The organism is Streptosporangium amethystogenes (assembly GCF_000721075.1).
Lineage (GTDB): Bacteria > Actinomycetota > Actinomycetes > Streptosporangiales > Streptosporangiaceae > Streptosporangium > Streptosporangium amethystogenes.
In genome coordinates this window covers 366350-385960 of record NZ_JOEQ01000005.1, presented here as the reverse complement: position 1 = coordinate 385960, position 19611 = coordinate 366350, and the positions used below count along the sequence as shown (strand labels likewise).

Genomic DNA, 19611 nt, shown 5'->3' with positions numbered 1-19611 from the left:
TCTCGGAAAAGTAGGAATGCGATCACTTACCGGATAGACAGATGGGGCTTGCCAGGCGGGCCTTCGGCTGCGTGCCCGCACCTGCCGTACCGTGCGGTTTCACCCGTCACATCCGGTGCCAGCGGGCCTCGAAGAAACAGTAGACCGCGAACAGCAGCAGGCCGATCGCGACGACCCCGAGCAACCACGGACCCGCCGGGGTGTCGGCCAGCGAGCGCAGCGTCGAGTCGATGCCCTTGGCCTTGTCGGGGTCGTAGGTGATCGCGGCCTGGATGACGAAGACACCGGCGACCGCGGCGATCACACCGCGGGCGAGGTAGCCGGCCATGCCGAGCTTCTCGGCGAGGTCACGCGCCTTCGGCGGCATCTCGCCGGTGCGCAGGTCCTGGAGGAACTTCTTCTTCCAGCCCTTGTGGATCCAGTAGGCCCCCAGGGCGATAACGCCCAGCCCGACCAGGCCCACGATGAACTGCCCGGCGGGCAGCTCCATCAGCTTGGCCGTGAGGTCCTTGGACTGACTGTCCGTCGAGCTTCCCGAGTCTCCGCGCAGCACGACACCGAGCAGCGTGGCCACGATCAGCCCGTAGACCGCCGTGCGCGCCGCAGCCTCCACCCGGTCCTTGGCCTGGCCCCGGCCGATGACGACCTCCGACAGCTGCCAGAGGACCAGGGCCGTGAAACCGACGACCATGAGCCAGAGCAGCGCCATGCCGAACGGCTGCTCGGCCACCGTCTCGATGGCCCCGGTCTTGTCGGCCTCCTTGCCACCGCTTCCACCGCCGAAGGCGATCTGCAGGGCGAGAAAACCGATCAGCCCGTAAAGGACCCCCCTGCAGGCCAAACCGACCCGCGCCAACCTGTCCAGCGTCTGACTGTTGGCCGCTCTGTGAGCGGCACCTGCCACCTGAGTCTGAGGGCTGTTCATAGCTATGCGCACTAACCTGCGCAAGGCCGGATAAACCTTACTGCTCGGGCATGGCGTCCAGCCTGCGCAGGATGACCCCCTCGCGCAGCGCCCACGGGCACACCTCCAGCTGGGCCACTCCGAACAGGTCCATGGTGGCGTCGGCGACGATGGCTCCGGCGGGCAGTTGCGGCGCCCGCCCCTCCGACACCCCGGGCAGCTCGGCCCTCTCCCCCGTGCTCATCCTGGCCAGCCGATCGGTCCACTCGACCAGGTCCGCGTGCCCGAGCACCCGGCGTACGTTCGCCCCCTCGTGCGAGGGCGCCGCGCCGGCGATCCTCGCGAGCTGCCTGAACGTCTTGGACGTCGCCACCGCGTGATCGGCCTGACCGTACCGCGACACCTTGCCCACCACGCGGGCGATCTCGGCCCGCACGTGCCTGCGCAGTGCCCGTACCTCGTCGGCCGGCGGCGGGTCGGCGGTGAAGCGGTCGCGGGTGAGACGGCCGGCCCCCAGCGGCAGCGACACCGCCACGTCGGGCTGCTCGTCGATCCCCGAGGCGATCTCCAGCGACCCGCCGCCGATGTCCAGTACCAGCAGCCGCCCGGAGGACCACCCGAACCAGCGGCGCACCGCCAGGAACGTCAATCTCGCCTCGTCCTGGCCGGACAGCACCTCGATGTCGACCTGCGTGTCGGCCTTGATCCCGGCGAGGACCTCCTCACCGTTCACCGACTCTCTGATCGCGGAGGTCGCGAAGGCCATGAGGTCCTCGACCCCCTTGTCCTCGGCGATCCGCAGCGCCTCCTCGACGAACTCCCGCAACCGCGTCGCGCCCCGCGCCGACAGGCGGTTGCCCTCGTCCATGTGCTCGGAGAGCCTCAGTTCCTCCTTGTGGGAGTACGCCGGTAGCGGCCGGGCCCCCCGATGTGCGTCCATCACCAGCAGATGAACCGTGTTGGAACCGATGTCGAGAACGCCCAGTCGCATGGGACGAAGCTACTACCTCTCGGAGCCTCGCCCGCTGGGGGTTCGTACGTGGACACTCACCGCGTATCCACCACCGTCGTAGGGTGCGCCGTCCCATGTCGCCAGGCGCCGCAGCGGAGCGAGCCCCGAGGCCCGGCACCAGGCGTCGTAGTCGTCCAGGGTGACCGTGGCGGAGGCGAGCGGGAGGTGCGCGGCGTCCAGCCCGAACCCGCTCACCAGCAGCCCGCCGGGCCGCAGCAGTGCCGCGAGCCCGGCGACGGTCCGCGCCTCGGTCCCCGGGGCCAGCAGGGGGATGACGTTGCCCGCGGCGACGACCATGTCGAAGCGCTCGCCCTGCCCACGCCGCTCGCCGGGCACGGCCCGCTCCGCGGAGCCGCCGAGATCACCGAGGTCGCTGAGGTCGCTGAGGTCGGCCAGGATCCAGGGCAGCTCCGGCGCGGCCCGCCGGGCGACCTCCAGCATGGACGCGTCGAGGTCGACGCCCACGCAGTCGTATCCCAGCTCCGCCAGCCGGATCGCCACCCGCCCGGTACCGCACCCGGCGTCCAGCACCCGCGCGCCCGGCGGCAGCAGCCCCGCGCACAACCGCGCCTCGCCGTGCGTGTCCGCCCCCGACTCGGCCAGCCTGGCGAACCTCGCCGCGTACCGCTCCCCGGCGTCGTCTCCCGCGATGTCCGCCCAGCGGCTTCTCTGTTCCATCAGGCCAGGGTCCCATCCCCGGTAGGAGCCGCGCACAGCGGCCGGACCGGACATGGCCCGCGACGGCGTTCGTGGATACCACCACACGCCCCCTGTCCATAGGACTGTCCGGATGCGGCCACTATAAGAAACAGATCTTGTCAATATGGGCGATTATTGCGAATACTTGCGATTTGCTCTTATTCGCGAGAGAGGCTGGTAATGAAGCACGTCATTGTTCACAAACCTGGCACCGTCACACTCAGTGGCACCGCAAGCGCCAAGCATGTCGGCTGAGACGAATCGCAGTACCGGCGTCCAGCAGTGGGCGCCGGCCCCCCAACACAACATAGCCATATATCATCGAATATCATCTAAATCGACTTAGAGGAGTCCGGTGAGTCGGGGAGCCCAACCGTCAGAAAGCCCGTCTCTTCCCGTGTCGCCGCCGCTCGTGGTGGACGCTGACCGGCACCTGCGCGGCCCCTACACCGCGGGGGGCGCGCTCGTCGCCGCCCTGGTGCCCACGGCCCGGCCCGAGCTCGTCGCCCGCTACGACATCGAGCTGCGCGCGGCGGCCCCCGACCTGCGGGACCTGGTTCCCGACCGGCGCCGCTCCGTGGCCGCCAGCCTGCCCAGCGCGGAGCGGATCCTGGTGCACGCGCCGCGACGCACGCTGCGCCTGGCTAACGGCCTGGCCGAGTTCGTCCGTGAGTACCTGGCCGAAACCGGCCCACGGACGCTGGTCGTCGAGAACGTCGACCGGGCCGACCCCACCGACCTCGAACTCCTGACGGTGCTGCGGCGCCGTGTCCCGGCGGAGTCGCTGACCGTGGTGACCCGCCGGGGGACCACCGTCGAGGATCCGCTCGGCGAGGAGGAGCACCGCGCCCTCGCCGACAGGCTGGAGCGGGAGGGAACGATCGGCGCGCGACTTGGAGCGGTCCCCTACCACCGCGAGCGCGGCGGCGACACGTCGAAGGCGGTGGAGGCGTTCCTGTTCGCGGTGCAGTGGTGTCTGGACGCGGGCTGCCATGACGCCGTGGTGGATCTCGGCAGGCGCGCCCTGCGTCTCGCCGATCCCGAAGACGACAGCGGGACCTGGTGGCGGCTCCTGCACAGCACCGCGACCGCGCTGGCCGCGCTGGGCAGGGAGGACGAGTCCGAGGACCTGTTCGACCTGGCCAGGCGGGAGAGCGTCTCCCCCGCCGTACACGCCTCGGTCGCCTACGCCACCGGAATGCTGAAGGTACGCCACCACGACCAGGCCCGGCGTGACCCGGACGCCGCGCTCGCACTGGTCAACCAGGCGATCGCCATCTCCTCGTTGCTGCCCGACCCGCGCGAGCGGGCGTTCAAGCTGGGGTTCGACCTCAACGGCCGGGCACTGGTGGAGGTACGGCGAGGCCGCCCGGCCAAGGCACTGGAGTTGGTCTCCGAGGCCGTCGCCCTGGCCGACCGCGACCTGCGTCCCGGCGAGCACCCGATACACCGGCTGGTGCTGCTGGCCAACAGGGCGCAGCTCACCGTGATGCTGGGCCACCCCGAGGAGGCGCTGGAGGACCTGGACGCGGTGATCGCAGCCGACCCCGGCTACCCCGACTACTACATCGACCGGGGCAACCTGCTGCACCGGCTGGGCCGGATGGACGCGGCGATCGACGACTACGAGACGGCCATGCGGGTCGGCCCGCCCTTTCCCGAGCCTTACTACAACCGGGCCGAGATCCGCTTCTCCCGGGGGGACCACCGGGGTGCGCTCAGCGACCTGGACCACGCGCTGGAGCTGGACCCGGAGTTCGTGGACGGCCTGGCCAACCGGGCCGGGCTGCTGGCCGCCCTCGGTGAGTACGGCAAGGCCAGGGTGGACGCGGAGGCCGGGCTCGCCATCGATCCGGCCAACCCGTACCTGCTGTGCGCGCTGGGCCAGGTGGAAACCGCGGAGGGTCGCTACGACAGGGCGCGTGCCGCCTTCGACAGGGCGCTGGAGCTCGCCCCCTCGCTGGCGGCCGCCTGGGCGAACCGAGGACTGCTGGCGTTCGAGACCGGTGACCCCGAGGGCGCCGTCGCGGACTTCACCCGGGCCCTCGAACCCGGAGCGGACCCCGCACTGCTGTTCAACCGGGCGATGGCGCTGCGCGCCGCCGGGCGGGAGACGGAGGCGGTCGCCGACCTCACCCGGGCGCTGGAACTGGCGCCGGACGACGAGGACATCAGGCGCGAACTGAAGTCCTGACCCCGCAGTCCTGACCCCGCAGTCCCGCCCCCACCGGACCGTCGCCCGCGGCCACGGAGACGAAGACCGCAGGAAAGCCCTCCGGATTCGGCGAAGGGGCGGAAAACAAGGGCTGGGACGATGGAATCCCCATCGCGGAAATCTCATTATCGGATTACGCGTTACCCGCACGGCGACGCGGAGGCCGACGCGTATTCACCACCGCGGACCCGCCGTGCCTCAGGAGTGGGTAGGGACGATTTCCCGATGCGCGGTCACAGCGCGCCACTTCGCCGAGCGGCCCGTACGAGAACGCCGCGCGTGCACTGGACGGACCGGGTCAGCGGAGCGAGCCCCCGAGATAGCGCTCGGCCAGCTCGCAGGCGCCCTCGGTGTAGCCGGAGCCCAGCTCGACGGCGATGTCCGCGCCGGTATGGGTGCCGATCCAGGCGACCAGCAACAGGCGGCGGAACATGACGAACGTCCAGATCTCCGCCTCGTCCTCGGCCGGAAGGTCCAGGACGGTCCGGTAACCCCGCACCCACGCGTCGATCAGCTCGGGGATCTCGGGGAGGTGCTCGATGAAGCTGACCGCCGCGGCCAGGTCGTAGAGGTGCCAGCCGAAGCCGCAGTCGTCGAAGTCGATGACGCTGGGCGGTCCCTCATCCGCCACGAGCAGGTTGGCGGAACGCAGGTCGGCGTGGATCAGGCCGTAGCGCTCCGGCCCCCGGCCGAAGCGGTGGAGCCGCTCGCGCAGTTCCTTGTCCAGCCGCCCCAGCACGGTCCGCGCCTCGGCCTCCATGCCCAGGCCCTCCTGCCAGCGGCCCCATCGTGCCCCGGCGCCGAGGGCCGCCTCGTAGTCCCAGTGGAAGCGGGTGAACCACTCGGGCCGTGACCAGCGGCGCGCGTGCCGGTGCATCCGCGCCGTGAGCGCGCCGAGCCGCTCGAACCCGGGCACCGGGTTCTCCAGGGACGGCTCGGCACCGGGCAGCAACTCGAACATGACGCACTCTCGGGGCTCCGCGCCGGGGACGGTCAGCACCCGGGAGCCGTCGGGAGCCTGGAGCACCCGGGGGGTGCGGATCCCCTCCTGCTCGCGGAGCGCCTCCAGCCAGGCCAGTTCGGACAGGATCGCCGGGATGGAGTGGTAGCCGAGGCGGTGCACCCGCAGGATGGAACGCCTCCCCGTGGCCGGGTCGTCCACCCGGTAGGTGGCGTTCTCCGACACGTTGATCAGCGTGACCTCGGCGTCGGGCAGTCCGTGGATCCGCGCCGCCGCACGGGCCACGTCATGCGCGCGGGCCAGCACGCCGCCCCCGGCGGACAGGTCGTGGGCCCGCATCGGTTCCTCCAGCTCGGTCGCACAGGGCGCCAGATCCTATCCGAGATCCGACATCGCCTGCCCGGCTTCGCGGTCCGACTCTCTCCGGTGGTCCGCTTCGGACCGGTCCTGATCACGTACGACGCGCCCCGCCGAGGGCTCGGGCCCGGGAAACCTGATGCGGATCTTGGACTGCCGGTGCGGAAGCCGCTCCCAGTCCTCCATGAGAGTCGCCTGCAGGCCGTACCCGGAGGCCAGGTCGAGCAGGGTTTCGGCGCGGTAGTAGAAGTCCTCACCCAGGACCTGGTGCTCCTTGCCCTCGGTACGGTCGAAGGTGAAGTCGAACCAGCCTCCCGGCTTCACGACCCGGCCGATGTTCCGGAAGCACTCCTCGATCACCGGCAGCGGGGAGTGGGAGAAGACGCTGTGGGCGTGCACGACGTCGAACATCTCACCGGGCAGGGCGGCGAAGCGCAGGTCCCCGACCAGCATGAGGTGGGGGAGTTTCTCCCGCAGATCGTAGGAGACCAGGGTCTCCTGGGCGGCGATCAGGATGTCCGGGGAGATGTCGAGACCGTAGTAGTTTCCGTCGTCGAGGTAACCGATGAACAGGCGCCCGGCCCGCAGGTTGCCACAGCCGATCTCCAGCATGCGGTGCTCGGGTTTCAGTCCGTGCCGCACCAGGTAGTCGAACTGCATCTTCCCCAGGATCGTCCAGCGCCGGTAGGACCTGCTGCCCACGGCCGCGTGGGGGCTGCGCGCGGTGTCGGACCTCATGATGGCCCGGTAGTAGGAGACATGGTCGCGGGTGCTCAGGCGCAGCCACGTGTTCCTGCTCAGCCGGCTCAGGTGCCTGGGGACTCGCCCCGGATGGCTGAGGGCGTATTTGAGCTGGTGGACGATGTTCGCACGGTTGTGGCTGTGCATGCCTCTCCCCACGTCGAGGCGACACCTCAACGATTCCGCCAGTGACGAGATCGTAGCTTGAGGTAAGACAAACATCACTCTTTGTAAGGGTCGTCGGAATGTCGCCGCGCGTGCTCCTCTCCTCACCGGGCGACAATCCCGGCCCACCCCGGTCCTCCGCAGAGCGCACATGAGCGTCGGATCGTTATGACACCTCGCACCCCCGAGCGGCGACACGTACGCATCCGATCGTCCGCGCCGGAGGTTTTCGAAACAGTGAGGAGCCTCGTGAACCTGGAACTCGCGCTGCGCATGTGTGAGGCCGCGGTGCGGCAGGCCGTGCGGGAGGGAGCGATCATCTCGGTCGCGGTGGTCGACGTGGGCGGACACCTGGTGGCGTTCCAGCGGATGGACGGCGCACGGATCTCCGGCCCCGTCCTCGCCCCCGGCAAGGCCCACACCGCGGTGGCCCACCACATGCCGACCGCCGACCTCGCGCCGCTGGTCCTGCCGGGAGGTGAACTGCACGGTCTGGCCGGCGACCGGTACGTGTGCTTCGGCGGCGGCATCCCGCTCGGGGAGCCCGGCAACGGCCGCGGGGTGGTGGGTGCGGTCGGCGTCAGCGGCGGCACCATCGGCCAGGACGTGGCCTGCGCTGAGGCCGCCGCCGCTCTCTGGGAAGGGACATAGCTGGATATATCAGGAAAAGGCGGGCTGGCCGAAGTTTCCGCTCCCATGAAACGGAGGCACGACGTGTTACCCCCGGTGCGCGCGGGGCAGTGAGGGCTTGCCCCGGACAGTGATCGTCCGGGGGCCGACCCTTTGGAGGATTCTCGTGGACGTTCTCGTGCTGCTCGCCCTGATCTGCTTCCTGGCCGCCACGATCTGGTCTGCCATCAGCCGGTCCTGGGCGATCGCGCTGCTCTCGGCCGGCGCGTTCCTGATCACCCTGTCGGGGACCTCCCTCATCGGTGGCTAGCGCTCCCGCGCCGAGATCGGCCGGGAGATCCCCACGGGTGTCAGGCACCGGCAGTGGAAAGGCTCCGGTCGATCTCGGCGCGGGTGGGCATCGAACTGCTGGCGCCCGCACGCTGGACGGACAGGCCCGCCGCCGCGGTGGCGAAGCGAACGGCCCGATCAGCGGGCTGTTCCTCGAGGTGGGCCGCGGCGAGGGCGCCCACGAAGGTGTCACCCGCGGCCGTGGTGTCCACCGCGTTCACCCTGGGTGCCTCGACCCACACGGCGGCCTCGTCTCCGGAGGCGGTGAGCGCGCCGCGCGCCCCCAGGGTGACGATCACCCATCCGACCGCGCCCCTCAGTTCCTCCAGGGCGCGCTCGTGGTCCGCCTGGCCGGTGATCGCGACGGCCTCGTGCTCGTTGGCCACCAGGATGTCCACGGCCTCCAGCAGCTCCGCGGGCAGGGGCTGGACGGGCGCGGGGGTGAGGACCACCGTGGTCCCCGCGGCACGGGCGGCCCTGGCGGCGGCGGTGACCGCCTCAATGGGAAGCTCCAGCTGGAGCAGGAGCACGTCGGAGCGGGAGATGACCTCGATCTCGGCCTCGGTGGGGGCGGTCACGGTCCCGTTGGCACCGGGAACCACGATGATCGAGTTGCCGCCGCCGCCGTCCACCACGATCTGGGCGATGCCCGAGGGCCCGGGGACCGTGCGCAGGTCCGTCACGTCGACGCCCGCCTCGGCGAGCGTCCTGCGCATCTCGGTCCCGAAGTCGTCGTCGCCCACCGCCCCCAGGAAGGCCACCTTGGCACCCGCCCGCGCGGCGGCGATGGCCTGGTTGGCACCCTTGCCACCGGGAACCGTGCTGAAGGCGCGGCCGGTCACGGTCTCGCCAAGTGCGGGTGCGACATCGACATAGGCCACCAGGTCCATGTTGACGCTGCCGAACACCGAGATCATGATTCCTCCGCCCTCAGGGCCAGCGTACGGCGGGCCAGCTCGTCCAGGCCGATGCCGTCGAACCCGCTGATGCTACTGGACAGCCGGTTCGCCAACGACCACCCCTCCGGGATCCCCGACGCACCGCGCAGCGCGCCGACGATCGAGCCCACGGTCGCCCCCGCCGAGTCGGTGTCCCAGCCGCCCGCCACGGCGCCGGCGATCGAGGCGGTGAAGTCACCCCGGCCGTGGACCAGTGCCGCCGTGATCAGTGCGGCGTTGTTGATCGTGTGAACCCAGTGCAGCTCCCCGTGGCGTACGTGGAGCCGGTCGACGACCCGTTCGAAGTCCGGTTCCCGGCGCGCGTCCTCGGCGGCCTGCCGTACGGCGGCGGCCAGACGGGAGTCCGGCGGGATCACGGCGAGACCGGTCGCGACCACCTCCTCGGCGGAGGAGGCCGTCAGCGCCGTGGCGCACATCGCCGCCACGAACATGGAACCGTAGATCCCGTTGGCGGTGTGGCTGAGCCGCGCGTCGCGCCAGGCGAACTCCGCGGCCGTGGCCGGATCGCCGGGGTTGACCCAGCCGTAGACGTCGGCCCTGATCAACGCACCGATCCACTCCCGGAACGGGTTGCGAAAGGTCGCCGTGGAGAGAGCCCGCGAGTCATGGGGAGCGGGCGGTTCCAGGCCGGCCAGCAGGTTGCGGTAAGCGGCGCGCTCGGCGGTGAAGACCCGGCCGCCGGGCAACTCGTCCAGCCAGAGCCGCGCGACGTCGTCGGTGCCGAACCCCCGGCCGTGCCGCTCCAGCAGGGCCAGGGCGAGCAGCGCGAAGTTGAGGTCGTCGTCCTCGGGGACGCCGTCGATGTTCTCGGCGAGGCTGTTGACGGCGCTGCGCCGGTTCCACGGCCAGCGCCGGCCGAGTTCGGCGGGAAGTCCCCTGGCGGTGAACCATCCCCGGATCGGCCAGTTCCCCGTCGCCTCGGCGATCGCCCTGATCCCCTCCCGGGGGATCTTCTCCACCGGCTTGCCCAGCACGCAGCCCACCGCCCGGCCGAGCCACGCGCCGAGCATCCGGTCCATGTCCGGTGTGCCCGAGGTGGCCGTGCCCCTTTGTGACGGCCACCTCGGGCAGGCTGTGACGATCTCGGCCAGGGTGGAGGGCTCGGCGAGCGGGGACGGGATCGCGGCCAGCTCGTCGAGCAGGTCCTCGGCCAGGCGGCGCAGCCGTACCGGAGGAGCCTGCTGCGAGGCTCCCGCCCGGGTCGGGGCGCCGTGTCCTCCCGCGGCCTGCCAGCGCGCGGCGATCTCCGTCACCTCGCGGCCGTCCTCGGCGGCCTGGCGCAGCTCGTGGCCGACCAGGTCCTCCGGCTGCACCCAGGTCAGCCTGATCATCCGGCGTCCCCGGCGAGGGCGGCGAAGGCGGACTCGTGGGCGCGGCGGCGTTCCAGGTCCGCGCCGTGGATGCGTCGGGCGACGCGGGCCAGGCTCAGGCCGGGGGTGAGGAGGTCGGTGCGGCTGGCGGTGGAGATCTGCTCCACCCAGTCGGCCGGGACGGCCCCGCGCCCGCCGAGGGCGCCGGCGACGGCGCCGCCCATGGAGGCGATGGAGTCGGCGTCGCGGCCGTAGTTGACGCCGCCGAGGACGGTGTCACGGTAGTCGCCCTTGGCGATCAGCAGGAAGGCCAGGGCGAGCGGGAGTTCCTCGATGCTGTGCAGGCGGCTCGGGCGGCGGGCGCCGAGACCCTGGTCACGATAGGTGTCGGCGACCGTGTCGTAGGGCTTCATGGCGGCGCGCAGTGTCTCGAAGGAGCCGTCCCAGTGGCCGAGGTCGCGGGCCACCGAACACACCGCGTCGATGGCCGCCTTGGTACCGTCGCGTGCCAGCCGCAGGCAGGTGGCGACCACCGAGTCGGGCGTCGCGCCCGGGCGCATGGCCTCGGCCACCGCGGCGGCGAGCACCCCGGCCGCCTCCCGGCCGTAACTGGACTGGTGGGCGCCGGCAAGCTCGATCGCCTCGGCGTAGGCGGCGTCGGGGTCGGCGGCGTTCACCACGCCGACCGGTGCCATGTACATCGCGGCGCCGCAGTTGACGATGTTGCCCACGCCTGCCTCACGCGGGTCCGCATGACCGTGGTGCAGCCGCAGCACCAGCCATTTCTCCGCCAGGAAGACCCGCTGCAGCAGCAGCGCCTCGGCCTCCAGTTCCGGGATCCAGCGCTTCTCCCCCATCATCTCCGGTACCAGGTGATCGGCCGCCGCGTAGGCGTCCAGGTGGCCCCCGACCCGCTCGTAGACCCGGATCAGCGCGTGGGTCATCAGGGTGTCGTCGGTGATGTGGCCGTCACCCTTGTGGTAAGGCGCGATGGGGCGGGCGTTCCGCCAGTCCTCGAAGTACGGCGGGACCAGGCCCTCGACGTATCCGCCGTAACGCTCGTGGATCTGTTCGGGCGTCCAGCCCTCGGTGGCGCCGCCGAGGGCGTCGCCGACCGCGGCACCCGCCACGCATCCCACGGCCTTGTCCTCAAGCATGCCCCTGCCCGCTGTACTCATCCGATCCGTCCCCTCACGATGTCCAGTAGATCGATTCCCGCCAGTTCGGGTAGGCAGCAGCCCGTCAGGGTGGTGCTCCATCCCCGCGGCAGCGCGTCATGGCCGGTGAACGCGCCGGTCAGCGCACCGGTCAGCGCGGGCGCGGAGTCCGCTGCGGCGGCCAGGCAGGCGGCGGCCGGTACGGCGGTGCGTATCGAGCCGCCGGAGACCTCCGCCAGGGCGAGAGCCACCGGGAGCGTCTCGGCGGCGGCCACCCCGTAGCTGTAGACGTGGTCGAACAGCGCCTCGTCCAGCGCGGGCACCGCCGCGAACGGATCGCCCGCCTCGCGCGCGACCGCGAGCGCGACGCGGGTCGCGCGGCCGATGACGGTGTCGCCGGGAAGCGCCTCCAACGCGGCCCGCACGGCGTCGCCCATCGGACCGCCGTCCACCAGGACGCCGATCGCCCGGGCCATCGCGACGGCTCCGAGCACACCGTCACCGGCGTTGGTGACCTGGGCGTCGGCCGTGGGATCCAGCCCGGCGGCCCCGAAGGCGACCGCCCGCACGACCGCGGCGTCGTCGAAGAAGTGCGGGTTGTCGTGCCCGCTGGCGGGAGGGCCGAGACCGCGCGCGAGGTTGTCCAGCGCGGTCCGCACCGAGATCCGCGCCCTGACATCGTCCCTGCCGGTCAGGCCGGCGAACGCCGCCGCGCGGTCCTCGTCGATGGTGAGCACGGTCCAGGCGAGCCATTCGGCGTCGTCGGACGGCCCCATCACCAGCGGCGCGACCGGCTGGTTGAGCGCGAACGGCACCGGCAGAGTGGTCACCCGATGCTCCTCGGCGAAGGCGTCGAGCTCGCGGTGCAGGCGTCTGCTCCACGGTGCGTGCACCCCCGCCCTGTGCCGCGACGACGGCCATCCCGCCGCGTCGCCCATCGCCAGACCGGCGAACGCCCCCAGGATCCTGTCCCCCGACGTCATCGCCCTACGTCCCTTCCACGAGTTGATCGGCCACATCGAGCACATGCCGTCCCGCGGTCACCGGCAGGCAGCGCCCCTCGACCGGGCCGATCTGCCGTGCCCACCGCTCCGGCACCGCCGCCTCACCGCGCCCCGCCCCGGCGAGGGCGCCGGCGATGGCCGCGGTGGTGTCGGCGTCCCGCCCCAGGTTCGCCGCGATCACCACGGACTCCTCGACCTCTCCGCCGCCCATCAGGTAGGCGGCGAAGGCGAGGGCGACGGCTTCGGGAGCCAGGTCCGTCCACGGGTAGTGCCGGACCACGACCGCCTCGTGCAACCGCCCGGCGACGTCACCGGACCCGGGGCCGAGGGCCTCGCGGGCGCGGTTGACGCTGCGGGCGGTCCACGAGTCCTCGGGGATCACGCCGAGGCCGGCCGTGACCGCCTCGTCCGGGGAGGCGCCCGCCATCGCGGCGGCCACCGCCCCGGCGACCGCACGGCCGCCGAGGATGCCCTCCCCCGCGTTGCTCACGCTGCCGTCGACCTCCACCAGACGAGCGGCCTCGCCGGGGTCACCCGCGGCGAAGATCCCGTACGGTGCGGCGCGCATGGCCAGGCCGTCCGACCAGCCGTGGCGGTGCCACTGGCCGGTCAGCGGTGGCCGGAGTCCCTGCCGGAGTGCCTGGATGGCACCGAGCTCGGAGAAGCCCGCGCCCTTCATCGGTCCGTCGATCAGCGGGATGATCTCCTGCTGGTAGGCCTGGGCGACGTCCTGGGAGGTCAGCGCGTGCCCGTGCCGTATGAGCAGGGAGGCCGCGAAGATGGTGTACTCGGTGTCGTCGGTGCCGCCGCCGTCGATCTCGGTCAGCCTCCCCCAGCGGGCGGCGATCTGTTCGGGCGAGAGGTTCTCAGCCGGCCGCCCTAGGGCGTCGCCGGCCGCGAGGCCGAGCAGACACCCCCGGGCGCGCCCCCGATGTGTCAATGTCACCGGTTGTACCGCTCCAGCACCTTGTTGCCCTCGTCGACGAGCTTCTTCGCCGTCTCGTCGAGGGTGATCTTGTTGGCGAAGTACTGCTGCAGGGCCGGCGTGGCCACCTTGCTCTTCCACTCGTCGAAGCCGTTGACCTTCAGGAACGGCGCGACCACGAGATTCTTGGCCGACGCGGTCGCCACGTTCCATCCGTTCTCCTCGACCGTCATGGCGGGGTCGCCCGCGGCCTTGACGGAGGTCGGCAGCAGCCAGTCGCCCTTGGCGAGCTTGACCTGGTTGGAACCGTTGAGGAAGAAGGAGATGAACTTCAGCGACTGCTCGGGATACTTGCTGTCCGCGGCGACCGACAGCGTCTGCGAGACGGCTCCCTGCTCGGAGCCGACGCCCTTCAGCGGCGGGAGGGTGATCCACTCGAAGCCGTCCGGCGCCTGCTCCACGACCTGCTGGCGCAGGTAGACGCCTGCGGGCAGCATCGCGTACTTGCCGGCGTAGAAACCGGGCAGCGGATCGGCCGAGCCCATGCCGAGCGCGGACGGGTCGGCGGACCTGTCCTTGTGGAGCTGGTCGTGGATGCGCTGGAGCACCTCGCGCTCCTCGGCACCGACCTTGACCGTCGTCTTGCCGCCGGCGTCGGTCTGGAAGAAGGTGCCGCCGAAGTTCAGGGCAAGGTTGAGCACCTTGTTGACCGGTGACTTCATCGGCCAGGCGACACCGTAGGCGTCACCCTTGGTGAGCTTCTTGGAGATCTCGGCGAACTCGTCCCACGTCCACGGACTGTCCGGGGTCGGGATCCGCACGCCGGCCGCCGCGAGCAGCTTCTTGTTTCCGATGATGACCTGCGACTCCTGCAGGAACGGCACGCCGTACACGCCCTGGCCGCCCTTGCCGTCGCCGAAGGTGACGGTGTCCCAGGCGGGCTGCGGGATGTCCCCCTTCAGCTCGGCCGGGATCTTGTCCTTGATGTCCAGCAGGTAGCCGCGGCTGGCGAAGCCGGACAGAGCCGGGGAGTCGTCGTGGATGACGTCCGGGGGGTCGCCCGCCTCGAAGGAGGTGACGAGCTGGTCGTTGACGTTGTCCCAGCTTCCCTGGATGTACTCGACCTGGATCTTGGGGTTGGCCTTGTTCCACTCCTCGACGAGCTGCTTGTTGGCGGCGATCGACTCCTTCTGCCAGGCGAGGCTCTGGAATTTGATCGTCACCGGCTCGTCGGGGGCGGCCGCTGGCGATTCCGAACCGCATCCGGCGGCCAGAACGAGGAGGCCTGCGGCCAGCACGACCCTCATGCGCATATGACTTCTCCTATCGGGGGGTGGGGCTATCCCTTGACGGCTCCGGCCATCAGGCCGGACTTCAGCCGTCGCTGGATGAATGCGAAGAACACCAGGCTCGGGATCGTCGCCAGAAGCGAGGCTGCGGCGAGCGGCCCGAGGCGCACGACCCCCTCCGCGCCGGTGAACTTCACCAGCGTCAGCGGCAGGGTCGCCACATCCGGGTCCTTAAGGACGATCAAGGCGAACAGGAACTCGTTCCAGGAGGAGATGAACGAGAACAGCAGGGTCGCGACCACACCGGGGGCCAGCAGCGGGGCGACGACGCTCAGCAGCGACCGCACCCGCCCGGCCCCGTCCACCGCGGCGGCCTCCTCCAGCTCACGCGGTACGGCACGCACGTATCCCTGGAGCATCCACAGCGCGAACGGCAGCGTGAAGGTGACGTGCACGACGGTCAGGCCGGGCAGCGTGTTGACCAGGTCCAGCCCGCGCAGCACCATGAACAGCGGGATGATGATCAGGATGAACGGGAAGACCTGGCTGACCAGCACCCACCCGATCGCGATCCGGTTGACCATCGAACGGTGCCGAGCCAGCGCGTAGGCGGCGGGCAGCGCCAGGATCACGGTGAGCACCGCACTGACCACCGCGACGACGAGGCTGCGCACCCCGCTGCCGACCAGGTCCTGCTCGGCGAAGGCGTCGGCGAAGTTGGTCAGCGTCGGTGAGCGCGGGATCCACGTCGGGTCCAGGCTCGCCATCTCCTGCGGCGTCTTCAACGCCGTGGACAGCAGCCAGACCAGGGGGAACGCCAGGAAGACGAGGTAACCGGCCAGGGCCAGATAACGCAGTGACCTGCCCATGTCAGCTCGCCTCCCGCATCTGCCGCCAGAGATAGGCGCCGAGCACGGCCAGCACGACGATCACGATCGCCACCCCCAGGGTGGCCGCGTAGCCGAAGAAGCCGTAGCGGAAGGCCTCCTCGTAGGCGAACAGCATCGGCAGGCGGGTCTGGCCTCCCGGACCGCCCTGCGTGAGAACGTAGACCAGCCCGAACTGGTTGATGTTCCAGACGAAGTCCAGTGAGGTGATGGCCACGATGACCGGGCGGAGCTGGGGCAGCGTGATGTTCCAGAACCTGCGCCAGACACCCGCGCCGTCCACCTCGACCGCCTCGTACAGCTCTTTGGGAACGCTCTGCAGCCCGGCCAGCAGCACCACCGTGGTCTGCGGCATGCCGGTCCAGATCCCGACGACGATCACCGCGGGCAGCGCGATGGAGAAGTCGTTGAGCCAGTCGATCTCGGTGCCCAGCATGCTGTTGAGGATCCCGGCGTCCGGATGGTAGACCAGCCGCCACATCAGCCCGATGACCACCGGCGGCATCGCCCACGGCACCATGGCCAGCACCCGGGCGAACCCCCGGAACCGCAGATCCTGGTTGAGCAGCAGGGCCAGCCCCAGCGAGGCCAGGAACTGCAGCACCGTCACCGAGACCGCCCAGATCATCCCGATCCGGAACGACGCCCAGAAGTCCCCGTCGGAGAGCAGGTCCCCGAAGTTCGACAGCCCGACGAACGAGGTGACCGAGTTGCGCCCGGAGCGCGCGTCGGTGAACGCCAGGAAGATCCCGTAAAGCAGCGGCCCCACGCTGAACACCAGCACGGGCACCAGCGCGGGCAGCATCAGCAGCAGCGCCTCACGCCCCTGCCGCCCGCCCCTTTGGGGTTTCCTCGGGCTCGCCGTCCTGACCGGCCGGTCCGCGGTGAGGGTCACGGCGTCTCCTCTCCCGTGGTCGATGCCCTGACCACCAGGCGGGGCGGTACGGTGACCACTCTGGGCTCCCGTTCGCCGTTGCCCAGCCGGTCCAGCAGCAGTTCCGCCGCCGCCCTGCCCCGCTCGGCCGAGCCGAGGGAGACGCTGGTCAGGGCGGGCCAGACGGCCGCGGCCATGTCGATGTCGTCCATGCCTGCCACCGCCACGTCCTCGGGCACCCGGCGGCCGTTCCGGCGCAGGACCTCCAGGGCACCGAGCGCGATCAGATCGTTGGCGCACATGATCGCGTCCAGGTCGGGTGCCCTGGCCAGCAGTCGGCTTACCGCGGCCGCGCCCTCGGCGCGGTAGAAGTCACCGATCTCCACCAGGTTCTCGTCATAGGGCAGGCCGAGGGCGGTGAGCGCCTCGGCGTAGGCGATGGACCGGGCCGAACCGGGGACCGTGTCCAGTGGGCCGTTGACGAACCCGATCCTGCGGCGTCCCAGGGAGTGGAGGTGGTCCAGCGCCAGCCGTACACCGGTGCGGGAGTCGGCGCGGATGTTGTCCACCCGCGTGCCGTCCGGTACCGAGCCGATGATGACGACGGGGGCGCGGGCCGCCTCGACGGCCTTCAGATGCGCCTCACTCACCCTGAGCGGGATCATGATCAGCCCGTCCACGTAGCGCTCGCCGAGGCCGCGGAGCACGTCGATCTCGTCGGCGACGTCCGCGTCCGTGGAGTGCAGTACGAGACGGTACCCGGCGGCCTTCAGCACCGGCTGGATCTCACGGACCATCGCCAGGTAGACCGGGTTGCCGATGTCGGCCATCGCGAAGGCCACCTGGTTGGTCCGGCGCGACTTCAGCGACCGGGCCACCGAGTTGGGGACGTATCCCAGTTCCTCGGCCGCGCTGAGCACCCGGCGCACGGTGTTCTCGCGGGTCGGCAGACCGTTGAGGACGCGGGAGACCGAGGCGATCGAGACGCCCGCCCGCTCCGCGATCGTGGTGATCGTCGGCCCGTCGCTCACAGAGACCACGCCTTTCTGTAAACGATTACGGTGATCCTGATGATTTACTGAAAACGTTTACGGAGTTAGAGGCATGTAACTCGCAGGCAACAGAGGACGTCAAGTCACGATCAAGTAACAGCGCGCACGATGGATGGCGGCCCGGCCGTCGCGGCGTTCCAGCCGGCGGGCGGGGGCGGCGGTCAGGAACGCAGGTAGGCCAGGACCGCGAGGACGCGGCGGTGCTGGTCGCCGTCCTCGGCGTACAGGCCGAGCTTGGCGAAGATGCTGCGGATGTGCTTCTCCACGGCCCCGTCGCTGATCACCAGCTGACGGCCGATCGCGGGGTTGGACCTGCCCTCGGCCATCAGGCCGAGCACCTCGCGCTCGCGCGGGGTGAGCTGGGCGAGAGGGTCGTCACGACGGCGCCGCACCATCAGCTGGGCCACCACCTGGGGGTCGAAGACCGTACCGCCGGCCGCGACGGTGCGCAGGCCCGCCATGAAGTCGTCCACATCCACGACACGGTCCTTGAGCAGGTATCCCACCGCGCCCCTGGCGTCGGCGAGCAGGTCGTCGGCATAGGAGACCTCCACGTACTGGGACAGGATCAGCACCGGCGCGCCCGGCACCCTCCGGCGCGCCTCCACCGCCGCCCGCAGCCCCTCGTCCGTGAAGCCGGGCGGCATCCGCACGTCCACCACCGAGACGTCGGGCCTGTGCTCGGCGACGGCGGCCACCAGCCGGTCACCGTCCCCCACCGCGGCGACCACCTGGCAGCCGAACTCCTCCAGGAGCCTGATCAGGCCCTCCCTGATGAGCACCGCATCATCGGCCACGACTACCCGCACGGAACCTCCGCCACTATGACCGTCGGCCCCCCGACGGGTGAATCAACAGCCAGCTCGCCGTCGACCGCCTTCAGGCGGTCACCGAGACCGGACAGGCCATGTCCCTTGGCGACATGTGCGCCACCGACCCCATCATCCCCGATTGTCAGCATCAGGAAGCCACCCGTCCTGGTCAGTGTCACGGTGCAGATCGTGGCGTGGCTGTGCTTGGCGATGTTGGTGAGGCACTCCGCGACGACGAAGTAGACGCTGTTCTCCACGGCGGCGGGGAACCGTCCCTCCACCTGGACGTCCAGCTCGACGGGGACGGTGCAGCGCCCGGCGAGCGCGGCGAGCGCGGGGGCCAGGCCGCGGTCACTGAGGATCGGAGGGGCGATGCCGCGCGAGAGGGCACGCAGCTCGTCCAGCGTCTCGCGGGTGGAGGTGATGGCCTGGCCGAGCATCTGCTCGACCCCCGCCGGGTCGCGCCTGAGCTGGCGCTGCGCCCGTGACAGGTCCATGGCCAGGGAGACCAGGCGCTGCTGCGGCCCGTCATGGATGTCGCGCTCCAGCCGGCGCAGCGCGTTGGCCTCGGCCGACACCGCGGCGGCCCGGCCCTCGGCCAGGTCGTCGATGCGATCGTGCAGCTCGGCCACCCCGGTCAGCATGGCCCTGCCGAGCCCGGCCTGGATGAGCGCGGCGCTCCGCACGACCGGCGTGAGGGTGATCGCGAACAGCACACCGATGACCGTGTTGATCACCACCTCGATCCAGAGACTGCCGCCCAGGCCGAGGAGCGGGCCGAGCCCGCCGTCGTTGCCGGGGATGGCGTAGACGATCCACCCGTAGAGCGGATAGGTGAGACCGAGGATCGTCCCGGCCCACCAGACCACCGCGAACACGAAGGTCACGATGGAGATCGGGAAGGCCACGATGCCGTAGAGCAGGTCGAGCCAGGACTGGCCGTTGGTGAGCGGATTGATCATCTTGCGGAACCACCCGGCGTCCTGCGGGGCGGGCCGGTACCTCGGTCTGGCGACGGGCCGGCCGAGCACCTCGGGCAGCCAGCGCCGCTCGACGTCCGCGAAGCCCCGGGCGACCAGGAGTGTCGTCGCGAGGATGGGCAGGCCCACGAACACCACAGCCAGGCCTGTCCCGGCGGAGAAACCGGCCACCATGATGGCGAACCAGATGACCGAGAGGGGAAAGCCCACGACCAGGTAGCGGGTGTCGGAGCCGATGCGGCTGAGGAGGGTTCTCATACCGCTAACGCTATGAGCACGGGGCACGGCAATCGACCCTGCGCACCTGCTTGCCGGGGTGGGGCCAGCACTACCCCCGAGGGTGAGGAG

General features: G+C 70.7%; 19 protein-coding genes. 3 read left to right on the top strand and 16 right to left on the bottom strand.

Going from position 1 to position 19611, the window contains the following annotated elements:
* Positions 1–106 precede the first annotated feature (106 nt).
* From IG98_RS0109635 to IG98_RS0109625, 3 genes are all read right to left on the bottom strand, one after another.
* On the bottom strand, positions 107–856 hold the full coding sequence (locus IG98_RS0109635) for a DUF1206 domain-containing protein (RefSeq protein ID WP_245651467.1): 750 nt from the start codon (positions 854–856) through the stop codon (positions 107–109).
* Positions 857–962: 106 nt separating this feature from the next.
* The gene (locus tag IG98_RS0109630) at positions 963–1895 is read right to left on the bottom strand and encodes a Ppx/GppA family phosphatase (protein ID WP_030908686.1); all 933 of its coding nucleotides are present in this window, start codon (positions 1893–1895) and stop codon (positions 963–965) included.
* 12 nt (positions 1896–1907) lie between these two features.
* Positions 1908–2594 carry a class I SAM-dependent methyltransferase gene (locus tag IG98_RS0109625; protein WP_030908684.1) on the bottom strand — a complete coding sequence of 229 codons (687 nt, stop codon included), beginning with the start codon at positions 2592–2594 and terminating at the stop codon, positions 1908–1910.
* Positions 2595–3012: 418 nt separating this feature from the next.
* On the opposite strand from IG98_RS0109625, the gene IG98_RS0109620 reads away from it, so the two are divergent.
* Entirely contained in the window at positions 3013–4809 is a 1797-nt protein-coding gene (locus IG98_RS0109620) for a tetratricopeptide repeat protein (protein ID WP_245651466.1), read from the top strand.
* 319 nt (positions 4810–5128) lie between these two features.
* On the opposite strand, the gene IG98_RS0109615 is transcribed toward IG98_RS0109620, so the two are convergent.
* Both IG98_RS0109615 and IG98_RS0109610 read right to left on the bottom strand, forming a co-directional pair.
* Positions 5129–6130, bottom strand: a complete 1002-nt coding sequence (locus IG98_RS0109615) for a phosphotransferase enzyme family protein (protein ID WP_051751923.1) — start codon at positions 6128–6130, stop codon at positions 5129–5131.
* 36 nt (positions 6131–6166) lie between these two features.
* Entirely contained in the window at positions 6167–7036 is an 870-nt protein-coding gene (locus IG98_RS0109610) for a class I SAM-dependent methyltransferase (protein ID WP_051751922.1), read from the bottom strand.
* Between the two features lie 267 nt (positions 7037–7303).
* Here IG98_RS0109610 and IG98_RS0109605 point away from each other — a divergent pair, with 267 nt between their 5' ends.
* Both IG98_RS0109605 and IG98_RS50315 read left to right on the top strand, forming a co-directional pair.
* Complete coding sequence (locus tag IG98_RS0109605; RefSeq protein ID WP_030908676.1) at positions 7304–7705, top strand: GlcG/HbpS family heme-binding protein; 402 nt, start codon at positions 7304–7306, stop codon at positions 7703–7705.
* A 145-nt stretch (positions 7706–7850) separates the two neighbouring features.
* Complete coding sequence (locus tag IG98_RS50315; RefSeq protein WP_157594251.1) at positions 7851–7994, top strand: hypothetical protein; 144 nt, start codon at positions 7851–7853, stop codon at positions 7992–7994.
* A 40-nt stretch (positions 7995–8034) separates the two neighbouring features.
* Here IG98_RS50315 and rbsK read toward each other — a convergent pair whose 3' ends face one another.
* The 11 genes from rbsK to IG98_RS0109545 form a co-directional block, all read right to left on the bottom strand.
* The gene (gene rbsK / locus IG98_RS0109595) at positions 8035–8931 is read right to left on the bottom strand and encodes a ribokinase (protein ID WP_030908673.1); all 897 of its coding nucleotides are present in this window, start codon (positions 8929–8931) and stop codon (positions 8035–8037) included.
* Positions 8928–10304, bottom strand: coding sequence for an ADP-ribosylglycohydrolase family protein (locus tag IG98_RS0109590; protein WP_030908670.1), 1377 nt, complete (start codon positions 10302–10304; stop codon positions 8928–8930). The genes rbsK and IG98_RS0109590 overlap by 4 nt, the downstream gene beginning before the upstream one ends.
* Positions 10301–11461: an ADP-ribosylglycohydrolase family protein gene (locus IG98_RS0109585; protein ID WP_030908666.1), complete on the bottom strand. Its 1161-nt coding sequence runs from the start codon at positions 11459–11461 to the stop codon at positions 10301–10303. Before IG98_RS0109585 ends, IG98_RS0109590 begins: the two co-directional genes overlap by 4 nt.
* Positions 11458–12423, bottom strand: a complete 966-nt coding sequence (locus IG98_RS0109580) for an ADP-ribosylglycohydrolase family protein (RefSeq protein WP_030908664.1) — start codon at positions 12421–12423, stop codon at positions 11458–11460. Before IG98_RS0109580 ends, IG98_RS0109585 begins: the two co-directional genes overlap by 4 nt.
* 4 nt (positions 12424–12427) lie before the next feature.
* Complete coding sequence (locus tag IG98_RS0109575; protein ID WP_030908662.1) at positions 12428–13390, bottom strand: ADP-ribosylglycohydrolase family protein; 963 nt, start codon at positions 13388–13390, stop codon at positions 12428–12430.
* A complete protein-coding gene (locus tag IG98_RS0109570) occupies positions 13387–14682 on the bottom strand; it encodes an ABC transporter substrate-binding protein (protein ID WP_030908650.1) in 1296 nt (431 codons plus the stop codon). Before IG98_RS0109570 ends, IG98_RS0109575 begins: the two co-directional genes overlap by 4 nt.
* Before the next feature lie 26 nt (positions 14683–14708).
* Entirely contained in the window at positions 14709–15527 is an 819-nt protein-coding gene (locus IG98_RS0109565; protein WP_030908640.1) for a carbohydrate ABC transporter permease, read from the bottom strand.
* A gap of 1 nt (position 15528) precedes the next feature.
* A complete protein-coding gene (locus IG98_RS0109560) occupies positions 15529–16440 on the bottom strand; it encodes a carbohydrate ABC transporter permease (protein ID WP_030908637.1) in 912 nt (303 codons plus the stop codon).
* Positions 16437–17450 (bottom strand): LacI family DNA-binding transcriptional regulator, encoded by a 1014-nt coding sequence (locus IG98_RS0109555; RefSeq protein ID WP_030908635.1) that lies wholly within the window; start codon positions 17448–17450, stop codon positions 16437–16439. Before IG98_RS0109555 ends, IG98_RS0109560 begins: the two co-directional genes overlap by 4 nt.
* A 182-nt stretch (positions 17451–17632) precedes the next feature.
* A complete protein-coding gene (locus IG98_RS0109550) occupies positions 17633–18280 on the bottom strand; it encodes a response regulator (protein WP_030908631.1) in 648 nt (215 codons plus the stop codon).
* Positions 18271–19521, bottom strand: coding sequence for a sensor histidine kinase (locus IG98_RS0109545; RefSeq protein ID WP_030908628.1), 1251 nt, complete (start codon positions 19519–19521; stop codon positions 18271–18273). The genes IG98_RS0109550 and IG98_RS0109545 overlap by 10 nt, the downstream gene beginning before the upstream one ends.
* Between the last annotated feature and the right edge of the window lie 90 nt (positions 19522–19611).

Coding starts and splice junctions, on each gene's coding strand:
- IG98_RS0109630 (WP_030908686.1), bottom strand. CDS start 1,895: ATGCGACTGGGCGTTCTCGACATCGGTTCCAACACGGTTCATCTGCTG.
- IG98_RS0109585 (WP_030908666.1), bottom strand. CDS start 11,461: ATGAGTACAGCGGGCAGGGGCATGCTTGAGGACAAGGCCGTGGGATGC.
- IG98_RS0109610 (WP_051751922.1), bottom strand. CDS start 7,036: ATGCACAGCCACAACCGTGCGAACATCGTCCACCAGCTCAAATACGCC.
- rbsK (WP_030908673.1), bottom strand. CDS start 8,931: ATGATCTCGGTGTTCGGCAGCGTCAACATGGACCTGGTGGCCTATGTC.
- IG98_RS0109590 (WP_030908670.1), bottom strand. CDS start 10,304: ATGATCAGGCTGACCTGGGTGCAGCCGGAGGACCTGGTCGGCCACGAG.
- IG98_RS0109615 (WP_051751923.1), bottom strand. CDS start 6,130: ATGCGGGCCCACGACCTGTCCGCCGGGGGCGGCGTGCTGGCCCGCGCG.
- IG98_RS0109625 (WP_030908684.1), bottom strand. CDS start 2,594: ATGGAACAGAGAAGCCGCTGGGCGGACATCGCGGGAGACGACGCCGGG.
- IG98_RS0109565 (WP_030908640.1), bottom strand. CDS start 15,527: ATGGGCAGGTCACTGCGTTATCTGGCCCTGGCCGGTTACCTCGTCTTC.
- IG98_RS0109570 (WP_030908650.1), bottom strand. CDS start 14,682: ATGCGCATGAGGGTCGTGCTGGCCGCAGGCCTCCTCGTTCTGGCCGCC.
- IG98_RS0109545 (WP_030908628.1), bottom strand. CDS start 19,521: ATGAGAACCCTCCTCAGCCGCATCGGCTCCGACACCCGCTACCTGGTC.
- IG98_RS0109580 (WP_030908664.1), bottom strand. CDS start 12,423: ATGACGTCGGGGGACAGGATCCTGGGGGCGTTCGCCGGTCTGGCGATG.